The organism is Devosia sp. P2_G7, from assembly GCF_056403495.1.
Map to the genome: position 1 here is coordinate 218,705 of NZ_JBFUFI010000001.1, position 22,987 is coordinate 241,691.

A 22,987-nucleotide genomic window follows, 5' to 3' on the forward strand; every position below is an offset into this window, starting at 1 on the left:
GCGCTTCGGTACGCCCGAAGCCAGTCGGCGAAGTCGACGACGTTATCGAAACGCCAGGATTGGCTCAGCGAAGAGCCAGCAACGCCAGTCGCCTCGGCTCATGCGGGGTCGAAAAATGCATCATGATGTCCTCCACACCAAGCGGCCTCTTCCCTCGCCGCTGAGACATTGTTAGCGGCGGCAGATGCGGTGCGCAAGTTTTCAGTAAATATTTAGTTCGGGGTCAGGAAGGCAAGGCCCGGGTGCTGCCGCGCCAGCGCAAACTGGTGGCGAGCGTGACGCGCTTGGGCAGTTCGCGCCCGCCGATCCGCTCGAGCAGGAGCTCGACCGCGCTCTCGCCAATCTCCTCGGCGGGGAGGTGCACGGTGGTGAGCGGCGGACTCATGAACTGGGCGACCGAGATGTCGTTGAAGCTGGCGACTGCAATGTCGTCGGGAATGCTGAGGCCCATCTCGTGGATGGCACGGTAGGCGCCAACCGCCATGTTGTCGTTGGCGGTGATGAGCGCGTCCGGCCGGTCCCTCTCCGACAGAATCTTGCGCGTCAGCTCGTAGCCGCTCTCTTCCGTCTTGCTCCCGGTCATACAGATGCGCTCGTCGAAGACGCCGGCTTCCTTTGCCCACTGCATGTAGGCGCGACACCGCCGCTCCGGCTGAGTGGGCGCAAGGCCGTCGTAGACATCGACCCACCCGGCGAACGCGATTCTGCGGTATCCTGCCCGCGACAACGATTGCAGGAGCTTCCTGGTCGCGAGCATCAGGTCCGATTCGACGGAATCGAATTCGTCGGTCGGTGGGCTGAAATCGGCAAAGACCAGATTGCGGTTGTGCTGTCTAAGCCAGGCAATCTCGCTCTCGTCGTGCCGGCCGATGGCAATGATCCCGGAGGCGCCCCGCAGCAGTGAGGCCTCCGGCAGCCTGTCGGTGTGATAGACCTTGATGGTCTCGATCTTGAGGGCGTGGCAGCGGCTCTCGATCCCCAGGCGCAGCCCGACATAGTAGGGATCGACAAGCTCCTGCTCGGGCCTGAGATAGTGCACCAGCGCGACTTTGCTTAGCCCCTGCTGATAGGCGCGATTGCGCGCCCGGGGCGTCTCATATTTCATCGCCTCGGCAGTTTCGATGATCGCCTGCCTCGTCTTGGCAGTCACCGAAAGCGTCTGGTCGAAATTGAGCACGCGCGACACCGTCGCCGACGAGACGCCCACGGCCTTCGCGATTTCCTTGAGCGTGACCACGACTGCTCCGCACCAACACAGAGTCTTGCTTAGGCAAGAAGAGCGGGCCTAGGCAAGCGGCAAAGAACAAGAAGGTCAGCGGGCGGGACCTTGTGCGGAAGGCGACGCAGCGGCACGGAAGCTGCTTGGACTCTGCTTCGTCCGCGCCTTGAAGCGCTGGGAAAAATAGAACTGGCTATCGAAACCGACGGTGTCGGCGATCTGCTTGATGCTGAATCCGGTCCTCTGCAGCAGCTCGATCGCGCGCTGCATCCGGAGGGCTTCGAGGTACTGCTGCGGGGTCTGGCCGGTTTGCTCGCGAAACAGGTGCGCAAGCCGTGAAGCAGAGAGGCCGACCGCGCGGGCGATATCGGCGAGCGTGATCTTCCGGCCCAGGTTGCGTTCAAGGAAATCCATCGCCCGGCGGATGCGATCGTCATAGCCGGTGGTGGCGGCCAGCGGGTTCTGGCGGTCGCACTCGAGGAGCAAGACCTCGAGTGCATTCATGGCGAAGGCCTCGCGCCGCCGGAGATCGCCGGTGAAAAGGCGGTGGACCTCACTGAAGCGTTCCATCGTGCTGCCGTCGCGAATAGCGAGCTTCATGAGACCCGGCGCGACCGCCGGCCAGTTGAGCCATGGCAGCCAGTGCGCACGCGGCTGGAAATGGGCCCACAGAAGCTCCCACTGCTTCAACGAAGCTTCGACGCCATAGTCATGCGGGGTGCCGGGGCGGATGAGCACCCAATCCCCCGCTTCGACGACAAGCTCGCCCTCGGCATGGCCGAAGCGGCCCTTGCCGCTGACTGTAGCGATGAGCAGCCAGTCGCCGACACCATCGCGGCGGACAATGCGATAGCCCGATCCTTCATGGAAGTGTCCGGTCAGGAGTTCGAGAACGGATGACGGACGTGATGCTTCGATCTTTGCCATAGCAGGATATTATATGCCTTGGACACGATGTTCCATGGCCAAGCGGCCTGATGGCACTATCCTTGCTGGCACATCAGGGAGAGGTCAGCATGAACACGATGCAGCTTTCGAACGCTCAACGCGCCCAGTTTGAACGCGACGGTTTCCTCGCGATGCGCGGCCTGTTCAGCGCGGGCGAGATCGACGAAATCCGCGAGACGTTCATGCAGACCGCCAAGGACGGGCCGGTGGCCGGTCTCTCCGATACGCCGAAGGTGCGCGACGGGGCGCCGCCTCTGTCGACCGACCCGCTCGCGTTCTATCCGCGGATGATGCATCCGCATAAGCATCTGGATAAGCCGGTGGGGCCGCTGGCGACGCGCTACATGCGTGACGCGCGGTTGCGACCGATCCTCGCGGAGCTGTTCGGCGAGGAGCCGTTCGCCTGCCAGTCGATGTTCTACTTCAAGCCACCGGGAGCGCGCGGGCAGGATCTGCACCAGGACAACTTCTATCTCCGCGTGAAGCCGGGAACCTGCATGGCCGCCTGGGTCGCCGTCGACGACGCGGACGAAGGCAATGGCGGCATGATGTGCGTGCCGCAGACCGCGACACTCGACATCGCCTGCCCCGAGAAAGCCGACCCCGCGCTTTTCTTCACGGCCGAGCATGTCGAGCCGCCCCCGGGGCTCGAACCTCGGATGATGCGGCTCAAGGCGGGAGATGTGCTGTTCTTCAACGGCAGCGTCATCCACGGGTCAACGCCAAACACCAGCGCCGATCGCTTCCGCCGCTCGCTCATCTTCCACTACATCCCGGCCAGCACGGTGGAGATGAGCCACTACTACGAGGCGTTGAGCTTTGACGGCGAGAGGCAGGAGATCGCGGTCAATATGGACGGCGGCCCGTGTGGCACAACGCAGGACCTCCCGGCTGGCCCGCACTGATTGATGTCAATGGCGCCCCACGACAGGGGGCGCCACTAACTGGGTCGTCAAGGACGCATCAGAACGATCCGAACAGGGCCTTCTGTGCCAGGCGCAACGCGGTGATCGCGTCGTGGTTGTCCTGGGCCTTGCGCAGTGCCGGCAGGTCGAGGGCATCAAGTCCGCGGTCGACGGCCTTGAGGAAGTCGATCGCGTGGTCAGCGGTCGCTACGCTGTCCTCGCGGAAGGGGAACTGGTCGAGCTGCCACACGCCGTCCCACTTGTTCTTGCGCAGCACGTGGAAGAACTCGAACAGCTCGATCGGATGGAGGCTGCCGGCGACGAGGTCATCGTCCCAGGAGCGGTAATTGTCGTTCACGTCCATGCCGAACAGCCGGCCGTAGTCGATGGCCATCTGCGCCGAGTCGGCGGCCGACTCGCCGCCGAAGATGGCATGGCCGAAATCGAGCAGGATGCCGACATTGGGCAAGCCGATCTTCTCGATGCCGAGCAGGGTGCGTGCCAGCGAGTCGAAGCTCATGTGCACCCGCGGCTCGCGCGGCTTGTACTCGATGACGAATTTCAGGTCCGGGTTCTCGCTGGCCAGCCGGCCGACGCCGTCGAGCGAGTTCTTCCACAGCGTGCCGTGATCGACCTGGAACGGATAGTCCCATCCGTCCTGGCCCGGCCACAGCTTGACGTAGTCCGCCTTGAAGTCCCGGACCACCTGGGCTGCTTCGGTGATGAGCTCATGTGCCCGCTGGCGAACGCCGGGATCCGGGTTGGTGAAGGCGCCCTTGGCGAACTCGCGGGTGTAGATCTCCGGGGTGATGCCGATGACGCTGAGCTTGTTGCGCTCGAGCGCCGCCTTGACCTGGTCGTTGCTGAACTCGCCACCGAAGAACGGGTAGTTGATGTCGACGACGCTGAGGTCGCGCACCTTGCCGGCGAGATCGATCGCGTCGATGACGCTGCGCGGCACGCCATAGCCATCGGTGGCGTAGCGATCGACATAGGTCGCGAAGTGCCAGATGCCGGCTCCGAAGCGCAGCTTGCTCATGAGGTCTTCTCCCTTTTGCTTTGGCCGGCCTATGTGAGCCGACGCTTGATTTCAGTTTCCGGTGGCACGGTCCGATTGCAGGACCCGGCCGACACCGGCGAGCCAGGCGCCCGTCAGCGCGGCCCGATCTGCGTCGGACATGGCCGGCTTGAACTCGCGCTGCTGTGTCGTGGGGCGCGCCGAGTTGCGGCCGAGGCCGGCCGCGGCAAGCATGGCGGCACCGGCGGCGCTGACTTCCGGCAGGTTGCCGCGCAGAACCGGGCGATCGATGAGATCGGCCTGGAACTGCATCAGCATGTCGTTGCGCGCCGCGCCGCCGTCAGCCGAGAGGCGCGTCAGCCGCTGGCCGAGATCGGTCTCCATGGCAGTGAAGACATCGGCGACCTGGAAGGCGATCGATTCCACCGCGGCGCGCGCGAGGTGCGCCGGCGTTGTGCCAAGTGCGAGGCCCGAAACGATGCCACGCGCCTCCGGCTCCCAGTACGGCGCGCCGAGCCCGACCAGCGCGGGCACGAAGACGACGCCGTTGCTGTTGGGCACCGTGGCCGCGAGTTCGGCGACCGCTGCCGGATCGGCAATGCCGAGCAGGCTGCCCATGAAGGCTACCGCCTGCCCCGATACCGAGATGTTGCCCTCAAGCGCATAGGCAACGCCGGCCGAGGTGCTCCAGGCGATGGTCGAGGAGAGGCCGCTGCGGCTGGCGATGCGGCCAGTGGTGAGCGTCATCAGCGACGAACCGGTGCCGTAGGTGGCTTTCAGCGTGCCTGGTTCGCGCACGCCGTGGCCGTAAAGCGCGGCGTGGGAATCGCCGACCATTGCGTGGACCGGCGTGCCGACTGAAAGGGCGCTGACGCCTGCCGCCACGGTGCCGAAGGCACTGTCCGAGGGGCGAACCTCGGCCATCAGCTTGAGCGGGACGTTGAAGATGCGGCCGAGTTCGGGGTCCCAGGCCAGCGCTTCGGTGTTGAACAGTTGGGTGCGCGAGGCGTTGGAATGGTCGGTGGCGTGCTCGCCGCCAGTGAGGTTCCACAGCAGCCAGGAATCGACGGTGCCGGCCCGCAGCTGGCCGGCTTCGGCGGCGTCGCGGGCGCCGGGGACATGGTCGAGGATCCAGGCGATCTTGGCGGCCGGGAACAGCGGATCGAGACCGAGGCCGGTCCGGTCCTCGATCAGGCGGGCATGGCCCGCTTCACGTATCGTGGCGCAGTACGGCGCCGAACGCCGGCATTGCCAGAGGATAGCCGGGGCGATCGGGGCGCCGGTCCTCGCGTCCCAGACGACGATGGTCTCGCGCTGGTTGGAAAGCGCCAGCGCATCCATATCCGGTCCGGTCGTTGCAACGACGTCGGCGATCACCGCGCGAACGCTGTTCCAGATGTCGATGGCAGATTGCTCAGCCCAGCCGGGTTGCGGATAAGCCACCGCCATCGGCACTGACGCGCTGGCGACGACGCGGCCTTCGGCATCGAAGGCCAGAGCCTTGGTGTTGGTCGTGCCCTGATCGATCGCGAGGATCAGGCCGTTGCTCATTTGCGCTGCAACACGTTGCGCGAGAGGACTTGGCGCGCGGCATCGGCGATGCCGGCGGCATTGAGGTTGAAATGCTCGAGCAGCCAGTCGGCCGAGCCGGTCGGCACGAAACCGGGAAAGCCGAGAATGCGCATCGGCACCGGCTGGTTGGTGGCGACGACCTCGGCGACCGCGCCGCCCAGCCCGCCGCGGACCGAGTGTTCCTCGACGGTGACGATGGCGCCGGTCTTCGCCGCATCGAGGATGGTTGCCTCGTCGAGCGGATTGACCGTCGACATGTTGATCACCCGGGCTGCGATGCCCTCGGCCGCCAGCGCCTCGGCGGCCGCAAGGGCCCGGTGCACCATGACGCCGTTGGCGATGATAGCAACATCGCCGCCGGCCCGCAGCACCTCGGCCTTGCCGATCTCAAAATGCGGGTTCTGGCGCGGCAGGGCCGGCACCGGCATGCGGCTGACACGGATGAACACCGGACCATCCAGCGAAGCCGCGGCGCGGATCGCCTGCTCGGTCTCCCACGGATCGGAGGGGACGATCAGCGTCAGGTTGTTGAGCAGCCGCAGCCAGGCCATGTCCTCGATGGAATGGTGGGTCGGGCCGAGCTCGCCATAGGCGACGCCGCTCGACTGGCCGATCAGCTTAACGTTGACGTTCGAATAGGCGATGTCGGCCTTGATCTGCTCCATGGCGCGGGCCGTGAGAAAGCACGAGGCCGCGGAGACGAACGGGATCTTGCCGCCATTGGCGAGGCCGGCGCCGACCGCGACCACGGTCTGCTCGGCAATGCCGACATTGACCATGCGGGTGGGCCAGCGCTTGCCGAAATTGACCAGCTTGCTCGACCCGACGCTATCGCTGACCACGGTGACGATGCGGGGGTCGGCTTCAGCCAACGCCTCGACGGTCTTCGAAAAGGTGTCGCGGCAGTCGTGCCAGCCGCTCGGGATGGGGGCAGCAGCGCTCATCAGGCGAGTTCCCGCATGGCTTGTTCGTACTGTTCCTTGTTCGGCACGCCGTGGTGCCAGGCGACGTTGTCGTGCATGAAGCTGACGCCCTTGCCCTTGAAAGTGTTGGCGATGACGCAAAGCGGCTTGCCGCGCCCCTTGGGCGAGGCGCTCAGCGTATCGTAGAGGGCACGGTGGTCGTGGCCGTCGACCACTTCCACATGCCAGCCGAAGGCGCGCCACTTGTCGTCGAGCGGGTCGAGCGTGGCCGTGTCCTCGGTGCGGGCGCCCTGCTGCAGGCGGTTGCGGTCGATGATCAGCGTGAGGTTCTCGAGCTTCCGATGCCCCGCGGTCAGGCCGGCCTCCCAGTTGCTGCCTTCCTGCAGCTCGCCGTCGCCGGTGAGGACGAACGTGCGGAAGTCGGCACCGTCGATCTGCCCCGCAATGGCGATGCCGGTCGCCACCGGCAGGCCGTGGCCGAGTGGGCCGGTATTGGTCTCGACGCCGGGCAGGTAGTTGCGGTTGGGGTGGCCATTGAGTTTCGACAGCGGCTGCATGTAGGTCGAGAGGTCGCCCTCGGGGAAAAAGCCCGCCGCGGCGAGCACGGAGTAGAAGGCGCCAGTGCAGTGGCCCTTGCTCATGACGAAGCGGTCGCGGCCCGGATCGCGCGGGTTGCGCGGATCGTGGCGCAGGACGCCGAAATAGAGCGTCGCGAGGATATCAGCGGCACTGAAATCGCCGCCCGGGTGCCCCATCTGCGCTTCGTAGACCATCTGGAAACTGCGCCGGCGAATCCACAGCGCTTTGTCGGCAATGCGTGCGACGGGGTCGTTTGCCAGACCGGCGGACACGGCGGATGTCACGTTTATCTCCTCAACGCGGGCCGGCGCTTCCTCCTGCCTCTTGAAGCGACAACTAACCGATTGTTTGTCGCTCGTCACTATCGAAAATTTGCGAATGGTTTCGTTTGGCATATACTCGATGCCGTTCGAGGTGGAAAGCTGGAGGTTCCGGTTGCGGGAAAGTCCGGCGCCACGGTAGTTTCCACCCCAGCAGACACATTGCATTTGCAGGCGCTGAGCATGAACGAGCAGAAATCCATCCGGCGGGCGGACCGCAAAGGCGGCAGCGCCCCGGAGGCGAGCGGTACGCTCAGCGGGCTGCTGGCCGAGCCGCGGCGGCGCAAGATTCTCGAGTGGCTGCAGGAAGAGGGCAGCGCCCGCGTGCGCGACCTGTCGGGCGCCTTCGAGGTAAGCGAGGCGACGATCCGGCAGGATCTCGAGCGGCTCGAGGTCGATGGCTACATCTCGCGCGAGCACGGCGGCGCGTATCTCAAGACCCTGCCCCGGCAGGTCGAGACACTGTCGCTGCAACACCTTGAGAACATGGACAAAAAGCGCAAGATCGGGGTGCGCGCTGCGGCCCTGGTCGGGCATGGCGAGACGATCATCCTCGATGCTGGCTCGACGACGACCGAGGTGGCACATGGACTGCTGAACCGGCAGGAGCTGACCGTCATTACCAACGCGCTGAACATCGCGCTGATCCTGGGCGCGGTGCCCGGATTTGCGGTGCATATGCCTGGTGGCCAGTTCAAGGCGCCGACCCTGTCGCTGAGCGGCGACAAGTCGGTCGAGTACTTCCGCGATATCCTGGCCGGCAAGCTGTTCCTTGCCACCGCCGGGGTGTCGCTCGAGGCGGGGCTCACCTATCCCAGTTTTGCCGATCTGCAGCTCAAGCAGGCGATGATCAAGGCGGCCCAGCACGTCTACCTGGTTGCGGATTCGACGAAGATCAACCGCACTTCGTTCACGCGTCTTGGCACTTTGGACGTGATTCACTCGTTTATCACCGATGACGGCATCCGCGACGAAGACGCCCGCGAGTTCGAGCGTCGCGGCATCGAACTGATCGTCGCGCGCTAAATCACACAGCAACTACAATAACCTGAAGACAACCGGCCTACTCGGTCGTGTCGCCGGATATCGGCTGCGTGCGCACTTGCCGCGGCCGAAACCGTTGCATTTCGCGCTGCTTGCGATCAATCGGCATTGACTCACGCCTCATACGTTCGTAATCCTCAGCAATCGCAAACAAAGCGAAACAGACAAAACTCGTCTGGTTGCGATGTGCGCTCTTGCGCATGGGGAGTGGGTGGAGAGCTTTCCGATTTCGGCGGCGTCTGCCGGCCGGCGACAGCTGGCCGATCGGCTGCGGCTGTGCGGTGGCGACCATCAAGAGGTTCAATCCGGGCGTGCGAGCCGAAGCCGGCGGTGCTCCGGGACAATGAGGAGGACACGGACAATGGTACGGCTTGGCCGATACGTGCTGGCCCCGCTTGCGGGCCTGCTGCTGGCAGGCGCCAGCTACGCGCAGGAAATGACCGATGTGGGCACGCCCCGCAACGAGACGCTGATCGTACAGACCTTCGATGGCAAATCCGCCAACCCGGATGCACAGAACCCGCTGAACCAGTATGCGATTTGGCGCGGCTTCCGCGAGTTGGGCTGGAGCTTCCTGTGGGAAATGGACACCGCCAAGGGCGAGTCCTACCCAGAACTCGCAGCGGGCCCAGTGGAGGTGCTCAACCCCGAGCACACCAAGTTCCGCATCAAGATCCGCCCCGGCGTGTTCTGGAGCGACGGCGTCGAGTTCACCGTCGATGACCTGATCTACACGCTCGATACGTCCTTCAAATACAAGGACAAACTGACCTTCGTCGCCCGCACGGTGAACTACGTAAAGCCGGCGAGCTGGACCAAGGTCGACAACTACACGATGGACATCGAGACGGTGAGCCCCGCCTACGATTTCCAGACGGTGCTGGGCGTCTACACCTGGGGCTCCCTGTTCGTGCCCGTTCCCAAGCACATCTTCGAAGCGCAGGGCGACAATGTCGTCACCTTCAAGAACACCAACGCCGTGACGCTTGGCCCCTACAAGATCAAGGAGTTCGACCCCAACGGCTTCTGGCAGCTGTGGGAGCTGCGTGACGACTGGCAGCGTTCGGGCTGGGGGAACCTGGGCACGCCGAAGCCGAAATACGTGCTCTACAAAGACTTCGGCGCCGAAGAGACGCGCACGCTGGCATTCGTCCAGAACCAGTACGACGTCGACACGTTCATGAGCCCGGACTCGATTGCTGCCGCCAAGGCGCGCAACCCGGCCATCGAGACGTTCTCGCCGACGCTGCCCTACCACGACATGAACGACGCCTGTGCCTACGGCGTCTACTTCAACCAGCAGAAGTCGCCGTACGACCTGCCGGAAGTGCGCTGGGCACTGGCGCTGACGGTCAACCTGCAGCAGGTGGGCATCAGCGCGGTGAGCGGGCAGTTCAAGGCCGCGGCCCTGCCGTTCGCCGACACGCCGATCACCGACCCCGTCTACTACCAGCCGATGCTGGACTTCCTCAACGGGCTGACGCTTTCGGATGGCTACAAGCCGTTCGACGCGGGCTTCGGCGACGGCATGGTGGCGGCGCTCAAGGCGCAGGGCACGCCCGAGGCCGAGCTGCCGACCGGCGATGCGGTCAAGCAGGGCTTCGGCCAGGGCTGGTGGAAATACGACCCGGCGGAAGCCGAGAAGCTGCTGGGTTCGGTCGGGATCAAGAAGGGTGCCGACGGCTTCTACACCAAGCCGGACGGTTCGCCGTGGACGCTCGACTTCGTCATCCCGGCGGACTGGAACAAGGTGATGCAGCGCACCGGCTTCTCGATCGCCGACAGCTGGAAGAAGGCCGGGTTCAACGTCACGGCACGCCAAGCCGACAATGGCGAGTTCACCACGGTGCAGAACACCAATGCCAAGCTCGACCTGATGGTCAACTGGAACATGACCTGCACCTACAACTCCAACTGGTTCAACAGCTGGAACTCGTTCAGCGACACCTTCGTCAAGCCGGCCGACTCCAATGAGCCACTGCAGGGCAACTACGTCCGCGTCACCGACCCGGAGATTTTCAAGCTCGTGCAGGACAGCAAGGTGCTGGAGATCGGCTCGGAGCCGTTCGTCGCGAACGGCCGCTCGATTGCCGAGAAGCTGACCAGCGGGATGCAGTTCATCAACCTGATGAACATCCCGACGACGATCCCGACCAACTCGACCTACTGGAAGAACTACCCCAAGCAGGCGAACTTCTACGCCGCGCCCTATACGTGGTGGTCCTCGTTCAAGAAGACGATCGTCAACATCGAACCGACCGGCAAGTAGTCGCCGGTCGATGGTGGGGCGGCAACCTCCCGGCCGCCCCATCCCCTTTCGTTTGTTTGCGCTTGCTGCGCTGAAAATCGATGCAAAAGACCGGTGCGAGTCCAGCACTCTTCCAGGTCAAGCAGTGGAAAGTTGGGTGGCCGAATGGGCGTTATCCAGTATGTGGCCAAGCGCGTCGGCCTCTACATCGCGGTCCTGTTCATCGGACTGACGATTACTTTCCTTTTGCCGCGATTGATGCCGGCCAACCCGATCGACGGCTATATCGGCCAGATCCAGGCGCGGGCCAGCGGCGCGCTCACCGCCGACGATATCATCATGCTGCGCACCAATCTCGAGCAGCTCTACGGGCTGAAGGGCGACCTGTTCAGCCAGTACCTCAGCTACCTCGAGCGTGTGGTGCTGCACTTCGATTTCGGGCCGAGCTTCACTTACTACCCGCAGCCCGTCTCGCAGATGATCTTCAACGCGCTGCCCTGGACGCTGGGGCTGCTGCTGATCTCGACCTTCATCGCCTGGCTGCTCGGCAACATGGTGGGGCTGGTCGCCGGCTACTTCCACACCAAGAAGGCGGCGACCATCCTCGAGGTGGTCGGCATCCTGCTCTACCCGATCCCGTACTACATCCTCGCGGTCAGCGTGATCCTGCTGCTCGCCTACATCTTCCCGATCTTCCCGCTCTCGCCGACCTTTCCGGTCGGGCAGATGACGCCGGTCAAGGTTGGGATGGTCATCTACAACTCGCTGCTGCCGGCGCTGACGCTGGTGCTGGCCGGGTTCGGCTGGAACATCCTGTCGATGAAGGCGCTGGCGGTGGCCACCACCGAAGAGCCCTACGTCACCTATGCGCGGCTGAAGGGCGCCTCGAACTGGACGCGCATGGTGCGCTACGTATTCCGCAACGCCATGCTGCCGCAGGTGACGGCGCTCGCGCTGTCGCTCGGCACCGTGTTCAACGGCGCGCTGCTGACGGAGATGCTGTTCTCCTACCCCGGCGTCGGGCTGATCATGCGCACGGCGGCGAGCGGCGGCGACTACAACGTGCTCTACGGCGCCATCGCCATCTCGATCATCGCCGTCGCCACGGCGGGGCTGATCATCGACCTCATCTATCCCCTCCTCGACCCGCGGATCCGCCACAAATGAGCAGCACCGATAACCTCATCGATCCCGCTGCCGTCGTCGAACGGACCCCGGCGCGCGCCGGCGCCCGGCGTGGCGAAAGCTGGCTCTGGCTGCTGAATGCGCGTCTCGCGATCGGGCTCGGCCTGATCACGATCTTCGTCCTCGGCAGCTTCATCCTGCCGTTCTTCTGCCCGGTCGATCCGTCGCTTCAGGCGACGTATTTGAAGAACATGCCGATGTCGGCGGAGCACCTGCTCGGCACCAACGCGCTGGGCCAGGACATCTTCTGGTTCCTCGTCTTCGCCATCCGCAATTCGCTGATCCTCGGCGTGCTGGTGGGGATCGGGGTGACCGTCATCTCGACCGCGGTGGGGCTCAGCGCCGGCTATATCGGCGGCAACTACGAGCGCGTAGTGATGCTGGTTGTCGACAGCTTCATCACTATTCCGCTGCTGCCGATCCTGATCATCCTCGGCGCGGTGATCCGCGGCAACAGCTCGTTCCTGACCGTCGGCCTGATCATCGTCGTCTTCGGCTGGGCCTGGGGTGCGCGTACCATCCGCTCGATGGCGCTGTCGCTGCGAGAACGCGAGTTCATCAACATGGCGCGGTTCTCGGGCGCCAACACGTTCAACATCATCGTGCGCGAGATATTCCCGTACGTCTCGGCCTACATGGTGGTGGGGTTCATCAACACCATCCTGTTCGCGGTGAACACCGAGGCGACGCTGGCGGTGATCGGACTGTCGAAGGTCGAGGTGCCGACGCTCGGCTCGATCATCTTCTGGGCGCTCAACTACAACGCGCTGTTCACCGGCAACTACCCCTGGCTGGTGGCGCCGATCATCGCATCGATCCTGCTCTTTTTGGGGCTGTTCCTCGCCTCCACCGGCTTCAATGCCGCATTCGCCAGCAAGCGGGGTGTCGCATGATCCGGCTTTCCGATCTCAAGATCAGCTATCGCATCGGCAACCGGGTCATCGAGGCCGTCAACGGCGTGACCCTGACCATTCCCGACGGCTGTATCGTCGGGATTGCGGGGGAATCGGGGTGCGGCAAGTCCACCCTGATGAAGGCGATCTATGGTGACATCCAGTCGCCCATGTCCCTTTCGGGCGGCAGTATCGAGTACGGGTTGAAGGGCAGCGATGGGCGGCCGGTGACGACCGAGAACATCCGCAAGGAGTGGTTCAAATCCATCTCCTACATTCCGCAGAGCTCGATGAACTCATTGAACCCGGTGATCCGAATCCGCGACCAGTTCATCGATTTCCCCGGTACCGACAGCAACAAGAAGCGCGTCCTCGAACGGGCGCGCGCCTATATCGGCAAGCTCGGGCTGCCGGCGGAGGCGATGGATTCGTATCCGCACCAGCTTTCGGGCGGCATGCGGCAGCGCGTGATGATCGCGCTCGCAACGTTCTTCCAGCCCGAGCTGATCATTGCCGACGAGCCGACAACGGCGCTCGACGTAGTAGTGCAGAAGGAAATCCTGACGCTGCTGATGGATGTGCAGGAGCAGATGGGCAACACCATCCTCGTCGTCTCGCACGACATGGGCGTCCACTACCAGGTCACCCACAAGATGCTGATCATGTATGCCGGTCGCGTGGTGGAATACGGAGACACCGAGAGCGTCTTCGCTGACCCCCAGCATGCCTACACCAGGATGCTGATCGACTCGCTGCCGGCCATTGGCGACGACAGCATGCGCGGTGTGCTGGCGAGTGCGGCCGGGGCCGGCGGCGACCGGGCCTATCGGGTGGAGCCGGAGCTGATCGAGGTCAAGCCCGGCCACTTCGTCGCGCGACCGAGCCAGGGTGTGGAGGTCGCGGCATGACGATCATCTTGAAGACCGAGGGACTGAACAAGGTCTACCGGCAGGGCGGACTCGTCCGGTCACGGCAGGTGAAGGCCTTGAACGACGTCAACATCACCGTTGAAGGCGACAAGCCGGTGGTGATCGCCGTCGTCGGCGAGTCGGGCAGCGGCAAGACCACCCTGGCAAAGACCCTGCTGCGGCTGGAGACACCGAGCTCGGGCCGGGCGATCGTCTACGACACCGTCGTGACCGGCAAAGGCGCAGCGCTCTCCAAGCACGAGTTCCTCGGGCTGGTGCAGCCGATCTTCCAGAACCCGTTCGAGGCTTTCAGCCGCTACCGGCCGGTCGACGCCTACCTTCACGAAACAGCGCGGCGCGTTGCCGGAATGGATGGCGACCAGGCGGAGGCGGCGGTGGCCGATGCTCTTTTGAGCGTGGGCCTCAAATACGCGGAGGTGCGCGGCAAATACACCAACCAGTTCTCGGGCGGCGAGCTGCAGCGCATCTCGGTGGCACGGGCGCTCATTCCGCAGCCCAGGCTGATCGTCGCCGATGAGCCGGTGTCGATGATCGACGCGTCGCGGCGGATGATCATCATCAACCTGTTCAAGAAGCTGCGCGACGAGGCGGGACGGAGCTTCCTCTACATCACGCACGACCTCGCCACCGCCTATTACATCTCGGACTACGTGGCGGTGATGAACAAGGGCGTGGTGGTGGAGTTCGGCGAGGCGCGGCAGGTGATGAGCGACCCGCAGCACGACTATACCAAGCTGCTGCTGAGCTCGATCCCGACGACCAAGAGCCGCTGGCGCCCACGCCGGGCGGCAGCCTGACATTTCCGGCGGTCGCCGATAGGCGGCTGCACCTTCCATTGCTACCGACAGGATCTTGCAGATGACCAATACCGCCAAAGCCAGCGGCGCCGCGTCGCTGTGGGCCACGTACGAGCTGAGTCTCGTCGGCCCCTCCGCCGGCAATCCGTTCCTCGATGTCGAGTTGCGAGCGGTGTTTCGGCAGGGCGAGCGCGAGGTGCGGATCAACGGCTTCTACGATGGTGACGGAGTCTACAAGCTGCGCTTCCTGCCCGATGCGACGGGAACCTGGTCCTACGAGACGCGGAGCAATGCTCCGGCGCTCGATGACGTCAGCGGCGTGTTCGAAGTCGGCGCAGCGAAGCCGAACCATCACGGTCCGGTCCGCGTCGCCAACCGCCACCATTTCCGCTACGCCGACGGCACCCGCTACATCAATATCGGCACCACAGCCTATGTGTGGAACCTGCAAGGCGACGCGCTCGAGGAAGAGACGCTTAGAACGCTCGCTGAGGCGCCCTTCACCAAGATCCGCATGTGCGTGTTTCCCAAGCACTACCGCTACAACGAGAACGAGCCGGGGCGGTATCCGTTCAAGCTGCTGACGGCGGGCAAGAGCAAGTGGGACGGCAGCTTTGCCGGAGCCGACAAGTACGGCTGGAAGTTCGATTTCACCCGGTTCGAGCCCGAGTACTTCCGGCACCTCGAACAGCGCATCAACCAGCTGGCCGAGATCGGCGTCGAGGCTGACCTGATCATCTTCCACCCTTATGACCGCTGGGGCTTTTCGCGCATGAGCCCGGCGCAGGATGACGCCTACCTGCGCTATCTCACCGCCCGTCTCGCGGCGTTCCCCAACGTCTGGTGGTCGATGGCCAACGAATACGACCTGATGCCGCAGAAGACCCCGCAGGACTGGGATCGCTTCATCCATGTGGTGTCGGACAACGATCCGCATGGGCACCTGTTGAGCGTCCACAACTGCTTCAGGTTCTACGACCACAACCATCCCCGGATCACGCACGCGTCGATCCAGCGCTCGACCGCCAACATGTCGGCGGTGTGGCGCGAGAAGTACGGAAAGCCCGTGTCGATCGACGAGTGCTGCTATGAGGGGACGATCGCCGAGCTCTGGGGCAACATCTCGGGCCAGAAGATGGTGCGCCGGTTCTGGGACGGCGTCGTCAATGGCGGCTACGTCACCCATGGCGAGACCTTCGGCAGCGCGACCGACACGATCTGGTGGGCCAAGGGCGGCAAGCTGATCGGCGAGAGCATCCCGCGCATCGCCTTCCTCCGCCGCATCATGGAGGCGGGGCCAGAGGAAGGGCTGGACCCGATCAAGTCGACCGGCGCCTATCGCATCGCGATGCAGGGCGGCCTCGACAATGTCGTGCTGCAGCAGCTGTTCGTGCCGCCGGCGGGCGAGGAGGGCTGGGCGCCGGCGATGGCCTGGTGGCCGACGGCCGGGCAGCCGCACCGCTACTACCTGAGCTACATGGGCGAGAACCAGCCGAGCGAGGCGACGGTCGCCGTGCCGCCCGACGAGCGCTACAGCGCCACGCTGATCGACACCTGGGAAATGACCGAGACGCCGCTGGCAGAGAGCGTCGTGCGCGGCGACGTGCTGCATTTCGCCCCAAGACCCTATCTGGCGCTGCTGTTCAAGCGGATCGACTGAGGACAAGACCATGACCGCCAAGTACGACATCTTCGAAGCGAGCTTCACCGGCCCGTCCTCGGGCAACCCCTATGTCGAGGTGAGCTTCGACGCCGTGTTCTCGCAGCACTCGCGCGAAGTGCGGGTGCGCGGGTTCTACGATGGGGACGGCACCTATCGCGTCCGCTTCATGCCGGACACCGAGGGCGAGTGGACATTTCGCACGCGCAGCAAGACGGCGGCGCTCGACGGCAGGACCGACTCGTTCACGGCGACGGCAGCGCGGCCGGGCATGCACGGGCCGGTGGCGGTAGCAAACAGGTTCCACTTCGCCCATGCCGACGGCACGCCGTATTTCCCGTTCGGGACGACCTGTTACGCCTGGACGCACCAGCCGCTCGCCATGCAGGCGGAAACGCTCGAGACGCTCAAGGCGGCGCGGTTCAACAAGCTGCGGATGGGGGTGTTCCCCAAGGACTATCCGTTCAACACCAACGAGCCGCTGATGGACGTCTACCTGCCCAATGCCGACGGCAAGCTGGATTTCGACCGGCCCAACCCCAAGGCGTTCCAGCATTTCGAGCAGCAGATCGGCCAGCTGCGCGAGCTCGGCATCGAGGCGGATATCATCATCTTCCACCCCTATGACCGGTGGAACTATTCGAACATGTCGGCGGAGCAGGATTTCCGTTACGTCGCCTATCTCGCGGCGCGGCTTGCGGCTTATTCCAACGTCTGGTGGTCGCTGGCCAACGAGTACGATTTCCTGCTCGACTCCAAACCCGTCGCGCAGTGGGACCGCTACTTCCACATCCTCGAGGAGAACGACCCGTACGGGCACCTGAAGTCGATCCACAACGGCGACCAGTCGATGAACTTTGATCATCGCAAGGCCTGGATCAGCCATGTCTGCATCCAGCACTGGGACGTGAAGCGCACGCCCGAGTGGCGCGAGGCCTATGGCAAGCCGGTGGTCAACGACGAGCCGGAATACGAGGGCAATATCTGGCCGAGCTGGGGCAACATCACGGCCCAGGAGCTGACGCACCGGTTCTGGACCACGGTGATGCGCGGCGGCTATGCCGGGCATGGCGAAACCTATGCCGACCCCGAAGACCTGATCTGGTGGGCCAAGGGCGGCAAGCTCCACGGCGAGGCCTGGAAGCGCATCGGGTTCCTACGCGCCATCATCGAGGAGGACGTGTGGGGCGGGCTGACGCCGATGGGGCACAACGCGTCATGGCCATGGAGCCGCATCTCCGGCGCTCGCGACGGCAAGGTCAGCTACATCTATTTCGGCGAGCACCAGCCCAACCAGTGGACGACGGGGCTGCCCAAGGAGGACGGGAACTACGAGGTCGACCTGATCGACACGTGGAACATGACGGTGAAGCCGGCGAAGCGCATCCCAGCCCTGATCCCGCATCCCACCCGCCACGGCGACGTGGTGCGCGGCGGCAAGCCGGACGCGGCATTCGGCATCGAATTGCCGAGCCGGCCATATCTGGCGCTGCGTGTCCGGCAGTTGGACTGAGTTCAGCCTGAAATCCCACTGCAGGCTCGATTGAGCCGCATGGTCGCTGCCGCCTTCCTGGCCGCGCGCCGTTGATGTCGAACGATGGACCGGCACGACGTAGTTGTCGCTGCCGCCCGCATCCTAACATGCTGCAACAACACCAGTAATCGCCAGCGCGATGTAGACACGCCCGTTCTCAGATCGCTACCCCAGAGGATAGCTGCCCCAGATGGACAGTTGTTGAGTCTACATACGAGTCATAATCTAAGTATTTGACTCCTTTTGCCGACAGCGATAACAATCACTACCACTCTATTCCATACACACGAATACACAGTCGGCGTGAGGCCTTTGGGGCGCCAGATGGAATTTGTCGTTACTGGTCATAGACTTGCGATTGGCCCTGACCCGGTCGAGTTTGTGCAATCACCAAACGTTGGCGGTAAGTTCACACCGAAATTCCTAGTCATCCACTATACCGCCAGCGGGCCAAACTCTAACGTTGCCAAGTACTTCGCCGACGCTTCTCACAAAGTGTCAGCACATCTGGTCGTCCGAAGAGACGGGACGATCAGCCAGTGCGTTCCCTTCAACGTCGTTGCATGGCACGCAGGCGACAGTCGATGGCATGCAAGTGACGGCCAGCTCTATACCGGCCTGAATAAGCACGCGATCGGCATTGAGATCGAGAACTGGGGGCCATTGCAGCAGGGCAGCGCGGGCTGGATTTCGTGGACTGGCTCACCTGTTGATCAAAGCAAGGGAATTGCTGCAAGGCATAAGTTCGGCACGCCTGACTGCGGTTGGGAGATATTCACCGAAGCCCAGATCGAAACAACGATCAGCGCAGCAAGAGCAATCTGCAGCGCTTACAAGATCGATGAGATCGTTGGTCACGATGATATCTCACCTGGCCGCAAGTCAGATCCCGGCCCGGCGTGGAACATGGCCTCGTTCCGATCGAGAGTACTTGGACGGGACGGCACCGGTGATGGAACTTTGGTGGTCAGGTCGCCAACAGGACTGAATATCCGCAGCGGACCAGGCTCTGAACACCCTCTCGTTCGGGAAAAACCGCTACCCGACGGAACCAAAGTCACGGTGCACGAGGCGGAGGGAAAGTGGCGCTTCGTCTCTGTTCCCAATGCTGCCGGGCAGGCCGACTTCACGGGATGGGTTCACGGCGACTGGTTGAAGGCGGCTTAGGCGATGGCACAGGAACCCGCCCCAGCGAACGCCGCAGCACCTGCTCCTGCGCTACAGGCGGCGGCGGTCGCGCCTGCTGCGCCGACAAACGTCTTCACCCCGATCCAGGAGACAGTTCGGCGCTACATGTTCTACGGCGTCTTTGTGGTGCTGGCTGTGCTCTATGTCGCGATCGTCGTGGCGTTCGAGATGGGACGCGAGTCGATCGCCGGCTATTTCATGCGGCAGATCGTTCTTACGGCGCCGTTTGTGTTGCCCGAGATTCCGCTGATCGGTGAGCTCGTGCCGGCTGTCCTTGGCGGCATCATCGCGGCCACCGCACCTGCCAAGGCGAGCAACACCCAGTTGCTGATCGTTCTGGCAGCATCCTGTGTCGTCTACTTCCTATACTTGAACATGAGCGTGTTCCTCGGGATGAACGGCGCGGTTCCGAATACGGAAGGCCTTCGGGAAGAGCTGAACGCCCAGGGCATCGTCGACGTAGACAACGCAATCAAGGTCCTCGAGTCGTTCTCCAGCAGCGTGCGGAACTTCGCCGCCTTTGTCTTTGCCGCACTCATCGGCATCAAGTTCAACGATGCGCAGACCAACGCCAATCTGATGCTGCGCCGCCGGGGTGACAAGGCTCCGACCCCGCCGGCCGCCGATGTAGCGGCCCAGCAGCAGAAAGAGGATCCGCCGCCGGCTGACGACGCGAACGACAACGCTGCCCCTGCCCCCAACGCTCCGAATGGATAGCATCATGTTGAGATTCATGTTGCTGGTCGCATCATTCCTCCTCCTTGCCGATGTTGCGTTCGCGCAGGAAGACCCGGATCGGGCGATCACCATCACGCTTATCGACGAGACCGGGCTGAACGCGCAAAAGCCCGTAGTTGTTACGCTTTTCATGGAGCCGGGAAGCGTTGGGCACGACCTGCCCAGGGAGGAACTGAGCGCCGGGCGGTGGGGCTGGAAGGCCACCATGCCGTTCCCGATGACCGAGTGGGTCGCCGAACCCACCTTCCTCGTCAAGGTCCCTATGCGTGTGAAGGAAGGGGCCCTCACTGTCGACATTCCCGCATCAGAGAGCACCCTCAGTTTCAGGGTGCGCGCGATGTACGACCCGCGGGAGTATGAAGTACCGGTGCTGTTGATCCCTGGTACGGGCGAGCGAGAGTTGCGGGACATCGAGGCGATGGGACCACGTCAACGGCTGTCGCAAGTCCTCCTGCTTGGCCAGATTTCCGCGTTCTGGCTAAAGACCCGCCCCACAGGCGACCGCGCCAAGCGCACGGTGGGCGATCTCTTCGACATCGTATTCAACAGCATGAATGCTCAGACCGTCGAAGAGCACGCACCACTTCGCCTTGATGGAGAGATGTCCAATCGCATCAGGACCGCCTTCGCCAGAGAGAATAAGGCAAACCTCGACAAACGCTTCTTCGACAACATTCTCCGCAACGAAACCGACTTCTGGCTGGAGAAGGATCGCATGCTGACCGTGGTCATGCTCGACAATCGCCGGTGCGACATGGCGCAGCTCCTGCTCGACTATGTGGAGAAGGGCCACGCGGCAAAGCCTATGGGTGCGCAACTCCACCGAGTGCCCGACCCTAACGTGCAGATAGCCAACTTGAAGACGGCGATCACGGACGCGTGCCCCGTCGCCGAAACCCATTCTGGAGGCGAGCTATGAGGAAGCTCCTAGGATTTGGCCTTGGTGCCCTGGTCGCATTGGCAATCATCGGCGCCTCGGCGTCGGCACGTGCCCAGGTGCCCCCTCACTATCCGGGAAGCGTATGCTTCACCCCCAATTTCTGGTGCTGGCTTTCGCCACCGCAGCCGCCAAACTCGGCTTGCTACTGCGCGTCCCCGTACGGAAGTGCGCAAGGGGTGGCGGGTTAGGTGTGCGGAGGCAGGGCGAAGCAGCCGGTCACTGTAGCAATAGCCCGGACTAGAGAGGCTGCCGTCAGAGAGAGGTTAGGATTCTCTTGCCGGCGGGCGCCCTGCTAGAATCTCCATCAGCTTCTTGCCCGAGCTCTCGCGCTCGGAAAGGTCTAGGCCGGAGAGCAGGTCTACCAGGTGGCTGGTCATCAGTTCCGACGCGTCGAGCGCGCTGCGCTTGGCGATGGCATCGACCAGAGCATGGTGGGCGTGGCTTTCGCAGGTCGTGTCGCGTCGCCGCCAGTAGAGCGAGATGATCAGCGACGAGCGTGAGCAGAGGTCGCGCACCATTTCGGTGAAGATCGACTGGCCGGCGATCTCGGCGATGGCGACGTGGAACTGCGCCGACAGCATCACCGCCTCGCCGTCCTTGCCGGCATGCACCGCCTTGTGTTCTTCGTCGAGGTGCCGGTGCAGCCGCTCGACGTCGGCATGCGTCGCGATGCCCGCCGCCAGGGCCGCGACCTTGGGCTCGACCAGCGCCCGCGCCTCGAACACTTCGCGGGCTTCCATCCGCGTCGGCTTGGCGACGAAGGCACCGCGATTGGGCTCGAGCCGCACCAGCCGGTCATGCGCCAGCGCCTGCAGAGCCGCCCGCACCACCGTCCGGCTTACTGAGTAGATCGCGCCCAGTTCGTCTTCAGGCAGCTTGGTGCCTGGGTCGATGCCATGACCGAGGATGGCGTTGCGCAGCCCGAGATAGACGCCTGAGCGTCGCACCGCGGGGCGCCCCTCCGGCTCATCGATCTCGTCGCCTGCTGACATGCCGAACTCCCAAAACCCAATCCGAATCTAGCCCAGAACTGAACACATCGCTACGGGGGTTTCGTATACAAAATCTGCCCACATTGCGTTCACATGCTCAAGCATTAGGCATTGCGTGTGATTCATGCAGCACGAGTGTGCGATCATTCGACGTTGGAACTTATTCGCGGATTCAAAGAGATACGACGAAAACGACGTCGCGCCGGCCGCTGGCACGGGTCTTGCAGTTCACTAACCGACGGCCAAGAGGTGGCCAACGGGGCGGTGCATGGCGCAGGGCGACCTGGAAGTTGTGAAGCTGACGAAGCGCTACGGCGATGCGCTTGCGGTAGACTCAATCGATCTCAAAGTGCCCGCCGGCACCTATTGCTGCCTGCTCGGGCCATCGGGCTGCGGCAAGACCTCGACCCTCCGCATGGTGGCGGGGCACGAGGACGCGAGCGACGGCGACATCATCCTCTCGTCCACCAATGTCACCGATCTGCCGCCGGCCAAGCGCGGCACGGCGATGATGTTTCAGTCCTACGCGCTGTTCCCGCATCTGGACCTCATCGACAACGTCGCCTTCAGCCTCAAGATGAAAGGCATCGAGAAAGCGCCGCGCCAGGCCAAGGCGCTCGAGATGCTCAAACTGATGCAGATGGAGGCCTACGCCACGCGGCGGCCCGCCCAGCTCTCAGGCGGCCAGCAGCAGCGGGTGGCGCTGGCCCGCGCGCTCATCACCGATCCCGAAGCGCTGTTGCTCGACGAGCCGCTCTCGGCGCTCGACCCGTTCCTCAAGATCCGCATGCGCGCCGAGTTGAAGAAGCTGCAGACGCGGCTCGGCATCACGTTCGTCCACGTCACCCACAGCCAGGAGGAGGCCATGGCGCTCGCCGACCTGATCGTGGTGATGAACAATGGCCGGATCGAGCAGGCGGCAACGCCCCGCCAGGTGTTCGAACGGCCCGCCACGGCCTTCGTCGCTCGCTTCATGGGCGACCACAACGTCGTCACCGGTAGCGCCAAATCGGCAGCCGACGGCGTCGTCACCTTCCAGGTCCCCGGCGGCAGCAGTTTTGCCGCCTCGGGCGCGCCGCTGGAACCCGGCGCGCCGGTCGATGCGGGCATCCGCACCGACCATGTGCGGCTGGGGCCGCCGAAGGCCGCGGGGCTGGGGTTCACCGGCATCGTCTCGAACATCGAGTATCGCGGCGCTTCGGTGAAGCTCTCGGTCGATGGGGCCGGGATCGAGGATTTCACCGCCATCGTCGACGACAAGAGCTTCTTTTCGAAGCCGGTCGCAGTCGGTGACGCGGTGCCACTGCATTGGGATGCCGAGGATGCGATCATCCTCGGCCGCCCCAATTCGTAAG

At 63.7% G+C, this 22,987-nt stretch carries 20 protein-coding genes; 13 read left to right on the forward strand and 7 right to left on the reverse strand.

Annotation, left to right across the window (positions count from 1 at the left end; genetic code table 11):
• Positions 1-223: 223 nt before the first annotated feature.
• Complete coding sequence (locus AC1DWU_RS01175) at positions 224-1,237, reverse strand: LacI family DNA-binding transcriptional regulator (protein ID WP_477148123.1); 1,014 nt, start codon at positions 1,235-1,237, stop codon at positions 224-226.
• 75 nt (positions 1,238-1,312) lie between these two features.
• Positions 1,313-2,146: an AraC family transcriptional regulator gene (locus AC1DWU_RS01180; RefSeq protein ID WP_477148124.1), complete on the reverse strand. Its 834-nt coding sequence runs from the start codon at positions 2,144-2,146 to the stop codon at positions 1,313-1,315.
• Between the two features lie 89 nt (positions 2,147-2,235).
• On the opposite strand from AC1DWU_RS01180, the gene AC1DWU_RS01185 reads away from it, so the two are divergent.
• Positions 2,236-3,072, forward strand: a complete 837-nt coding sequence (locus AC1DWU_RS01185; RefSeq protein WP_477148125.1) for a phytanoyl-CoA dioxygenase family protein — start codon at positions 2,236-2,238, stop codon at positions 3,070-3,072.
• 58 nt (positions 3,073-3,130) lie between these two features.
• On the opposite strand, the gene AC1DWU_RS01190 is transcribed toward AC1DWU_RS01185, so the two are convergent.
• From AC1DWU_RS01190 to AC1DWU_RS01205, 4 genes are read right to left on the reverse strand one after another with little or no spacing between them, the layout of a single operon-like run.
• Positions 3,131-4,111, reverse strand: a complete 981-nt coding sequence (locus AC1DWU_RS01190; protein ID WP_477148126.1) for a TIM barrel protein — start codon at positions 4,109-4,111, stop codon at positions 3,131-3,133.
• Positions 4,112-4,162: 51 nt separating this feature from the next.
• The gene (locus tag AC1DWU_RS01195) at positions 4,163-5,641 is read right to left on the reverse strand and encodes an FGGY family carbohydrate kinase (RefSeq protein WP_477148127.1); all 1,479 of its coding nucleotides are present in this window, start codon (positions 5,639-5,641) and stop codon (positions 4,163-4,165) included.
• The gene (locus tag AC1DWU_RS01200) at positions 5,638-6,606 is read right to left on the reverse strand and encodes a transketolase family protein (protein WP_477148128.1); all 969 of its coding nucleotides are present in this window, start codon (positions 6,604-6,606) and stop codon (positions 5,638-5,640) included. The genes AC1DWU_RS01195 and AC1DWU_RS01200 overlap by 4 nt, the downstream gene beginning before the upstream one ends.
• Positions 6,606-7,358 (reverse strand): transketolase, encoded by a 753-nt coding sequence (locus AC1DWU_RS01205; RefSeq protein WP_477148498.1) that lies wholly within the window; start codon positions 7,356-7,358, stop codon positions 6,606-6,608. Before AC1DWU_RS01205 ends, AC1DWU_RS01200 begins: the two co-directional genes overlap by 1 nt.
• 309 nt (positions 7,359-7,667) lie before the next feature.
• On the opposite strand from AC1DWU_RS01205, the gene AC1DWU_RS01210 reads away from it, so the two are divergent.
• The 11 genes from AC1DWU_RS01210 (at position 7,668) to AC1DWU_RS01260 (ending at position 20,619) form a co-directional block, all read left to right on the forward strand.
• The gene (locus AC1DWU_RS01210) at positions 7,668-8,510 is read left to right on the forward strand and encodes a DeoR/GlpR family DNA-binding transcription regulator (RefSeq protein WP_477148129.1); all 843 of its coding nucleotides are present in this window, start codon (positions 7,668-7,670) and stop codon (positions 8,508-8,510) included.
• A gap of 379 nt (positions 8,511-8,889) precedes the next feature.
• Positions 8,890-10,797 carry an ABC transporter substrate-binding protein gene (locus tag AC1DWU_RS01215; RefSeq protein WP_477148130.1) on the forward strand — a complete coding sequence of 636 codons (1,908 nt, stop codon included), beginning with the start codon at positions 8,890-8,892 and terminating at the stop codon, positions 10,795-10,797.
• 144 nt (positions 10,798-10,941) lie between these two features.
• Positions 10,942-11,943 (forward strand): ABC transporter permease, encoded by a 1,002-nt coding sequence (locus AC1DWU_RS01220; protein ID WP_477148131.1) that lies wholly within the window; start codon positions 10,942-10,944, stop codon positions 11,941-11,943.
• On the forward strand, positions 11,940-12,854 hold the full coding sequence (locus AC1DWU_RS01225; protein ID WP_477148132.1) for an ABC transporter permease: 915 nt from the start codon (positions 11,940-11,942) through the stop codon (positions 12,852-12,854). Before AC1DWU_RS01220 ends, AC1DWU_RS01225 begins: the two co-directional genes overlap by 4 nt.
• Positions 12,851-13,762 (forward strand): ABC transporter ATP-binding protein, encoded by a 912-nt coding sequence (locus AC1DWU_RS01230; protein WP_477148133.1) that lies wholly within the window; start codon positions 12,851-12,853, stop codon positions 13,760-13,762. Before AC1DWU_RS01225 ends, AC1DWU_RS01230 begins: the two co-directional genes overlap by 4 nt.
• Positions 13,759-14,580, forward strand: coding sequence for an ABC transporter ATP-binding protein (locus AC1DWU_RS01235; RefSeq protein WP_477148134.1), 822 nt, complete (start codon positions 13,759-13,761; stop codon positions 14,578-14,580). Before AC1DWU_RS01230 ends, AC1DWU_RS01235 begins: the two co-directional genes overlap by 4 nt.
• A 61-nt stretch (positions 14,581-14,641) precedes the next feature.
• Positions 14,642-16,240 carry a DUF5060 domain-containing protein gene (locus tag AC1DWU_RS01240; protein ID WP_477148135.1) on the forward strand — a complete coding sequence of 533 codons (1,599 nt, stop codon included), beginning with the start codon at positions 14,642-14,644 and terminating at the stop codon, positions 16,238-16,240.
• 10 nt (positions 16,241-16,250) lie between these two features.
• Positions 16,251-17,753: a DUF5060 domain-containing protein gene (locus tag AC1DWU_RS01245; RefSeq protein ID WP_477148136.1), complete on the forward strand. Its 1,503-nt coding sequence runs from the start codon at positions 16,251-16,253 to the stop codon at positions 17,751-17,753.
• A gap of 345 nt (positions 17,754-18,098) precedes the next feature.
• Complete coding sequence (locus AC1DWU_RS01250; protein ID WP_477148137.1) at positions 18,099-18,941, forward strand: N-acetylmuramoyl-L-alanine amidase; 843 nt, start codon at positions 18,099-18,101, stop codon at positions 18,939-18,941.
• Positions 18,942-18,944: 3 nt separating this feature from the next.
• Positions 18,945-19,679: a hypothetical protein gene (locus AC1DWU_RS01255; RefSeq protein ID WP_477148138.1), complete on the forward strand. Its 735-nt coding sequence runs from the start codon at positions 18,945-18,947 to the stop codon at positions 19,677-19,679.
• A 4-nt stretch (positions 19,680-19,683) separates the two neighbouring features.
• The gene (locus tag AC1DWU_RS01260) at positions 19,684-20,619 is read left to right on the forward strand and encodes a hypothetical protein (RefSeq protein WP_477148139.1); all 936 of its coding nucleotides are present in this window, start codon (positions 19,684-19,686) and stop codon (positions 20,617-20,619) included.
• Between the two features lie 284 nt (positions 20,620-20,903).
• Here AC1DWU_RS01260 and AC1DWU_RS01265 read toward each other — a convergent pair whose 3' ends face one another.
• Complete coding sequence (locus tag AC1DWU_RS01265; RefSeq protein ID WP_477148140.1) at positions 20,904-21,632, reverse strand: GntR family transcriptional regulator; 729 nt, start codon at positions 21,630-21,632, stop codon at positions 20,904-20,906.
• Between the two features lie 268 nt (positions 21,633-21,900).
• On the opposite strand from AC1DWU_RS01265, the gene AC1DWU_RS01270 reads away from it, so the two are divergent.
• Positions 21,901-22,986, forward strand: coding sequence for an ABC transporter ATP-binding protein (locus AC1DWU_RS01270; protein ID WP_477148141.1), 1,086 nt, complete (start codon positions 21,901-21,903; stop codon positions 22,984-22,986).
• Position 22,987 lies beyond the last annotated feature (1 nt).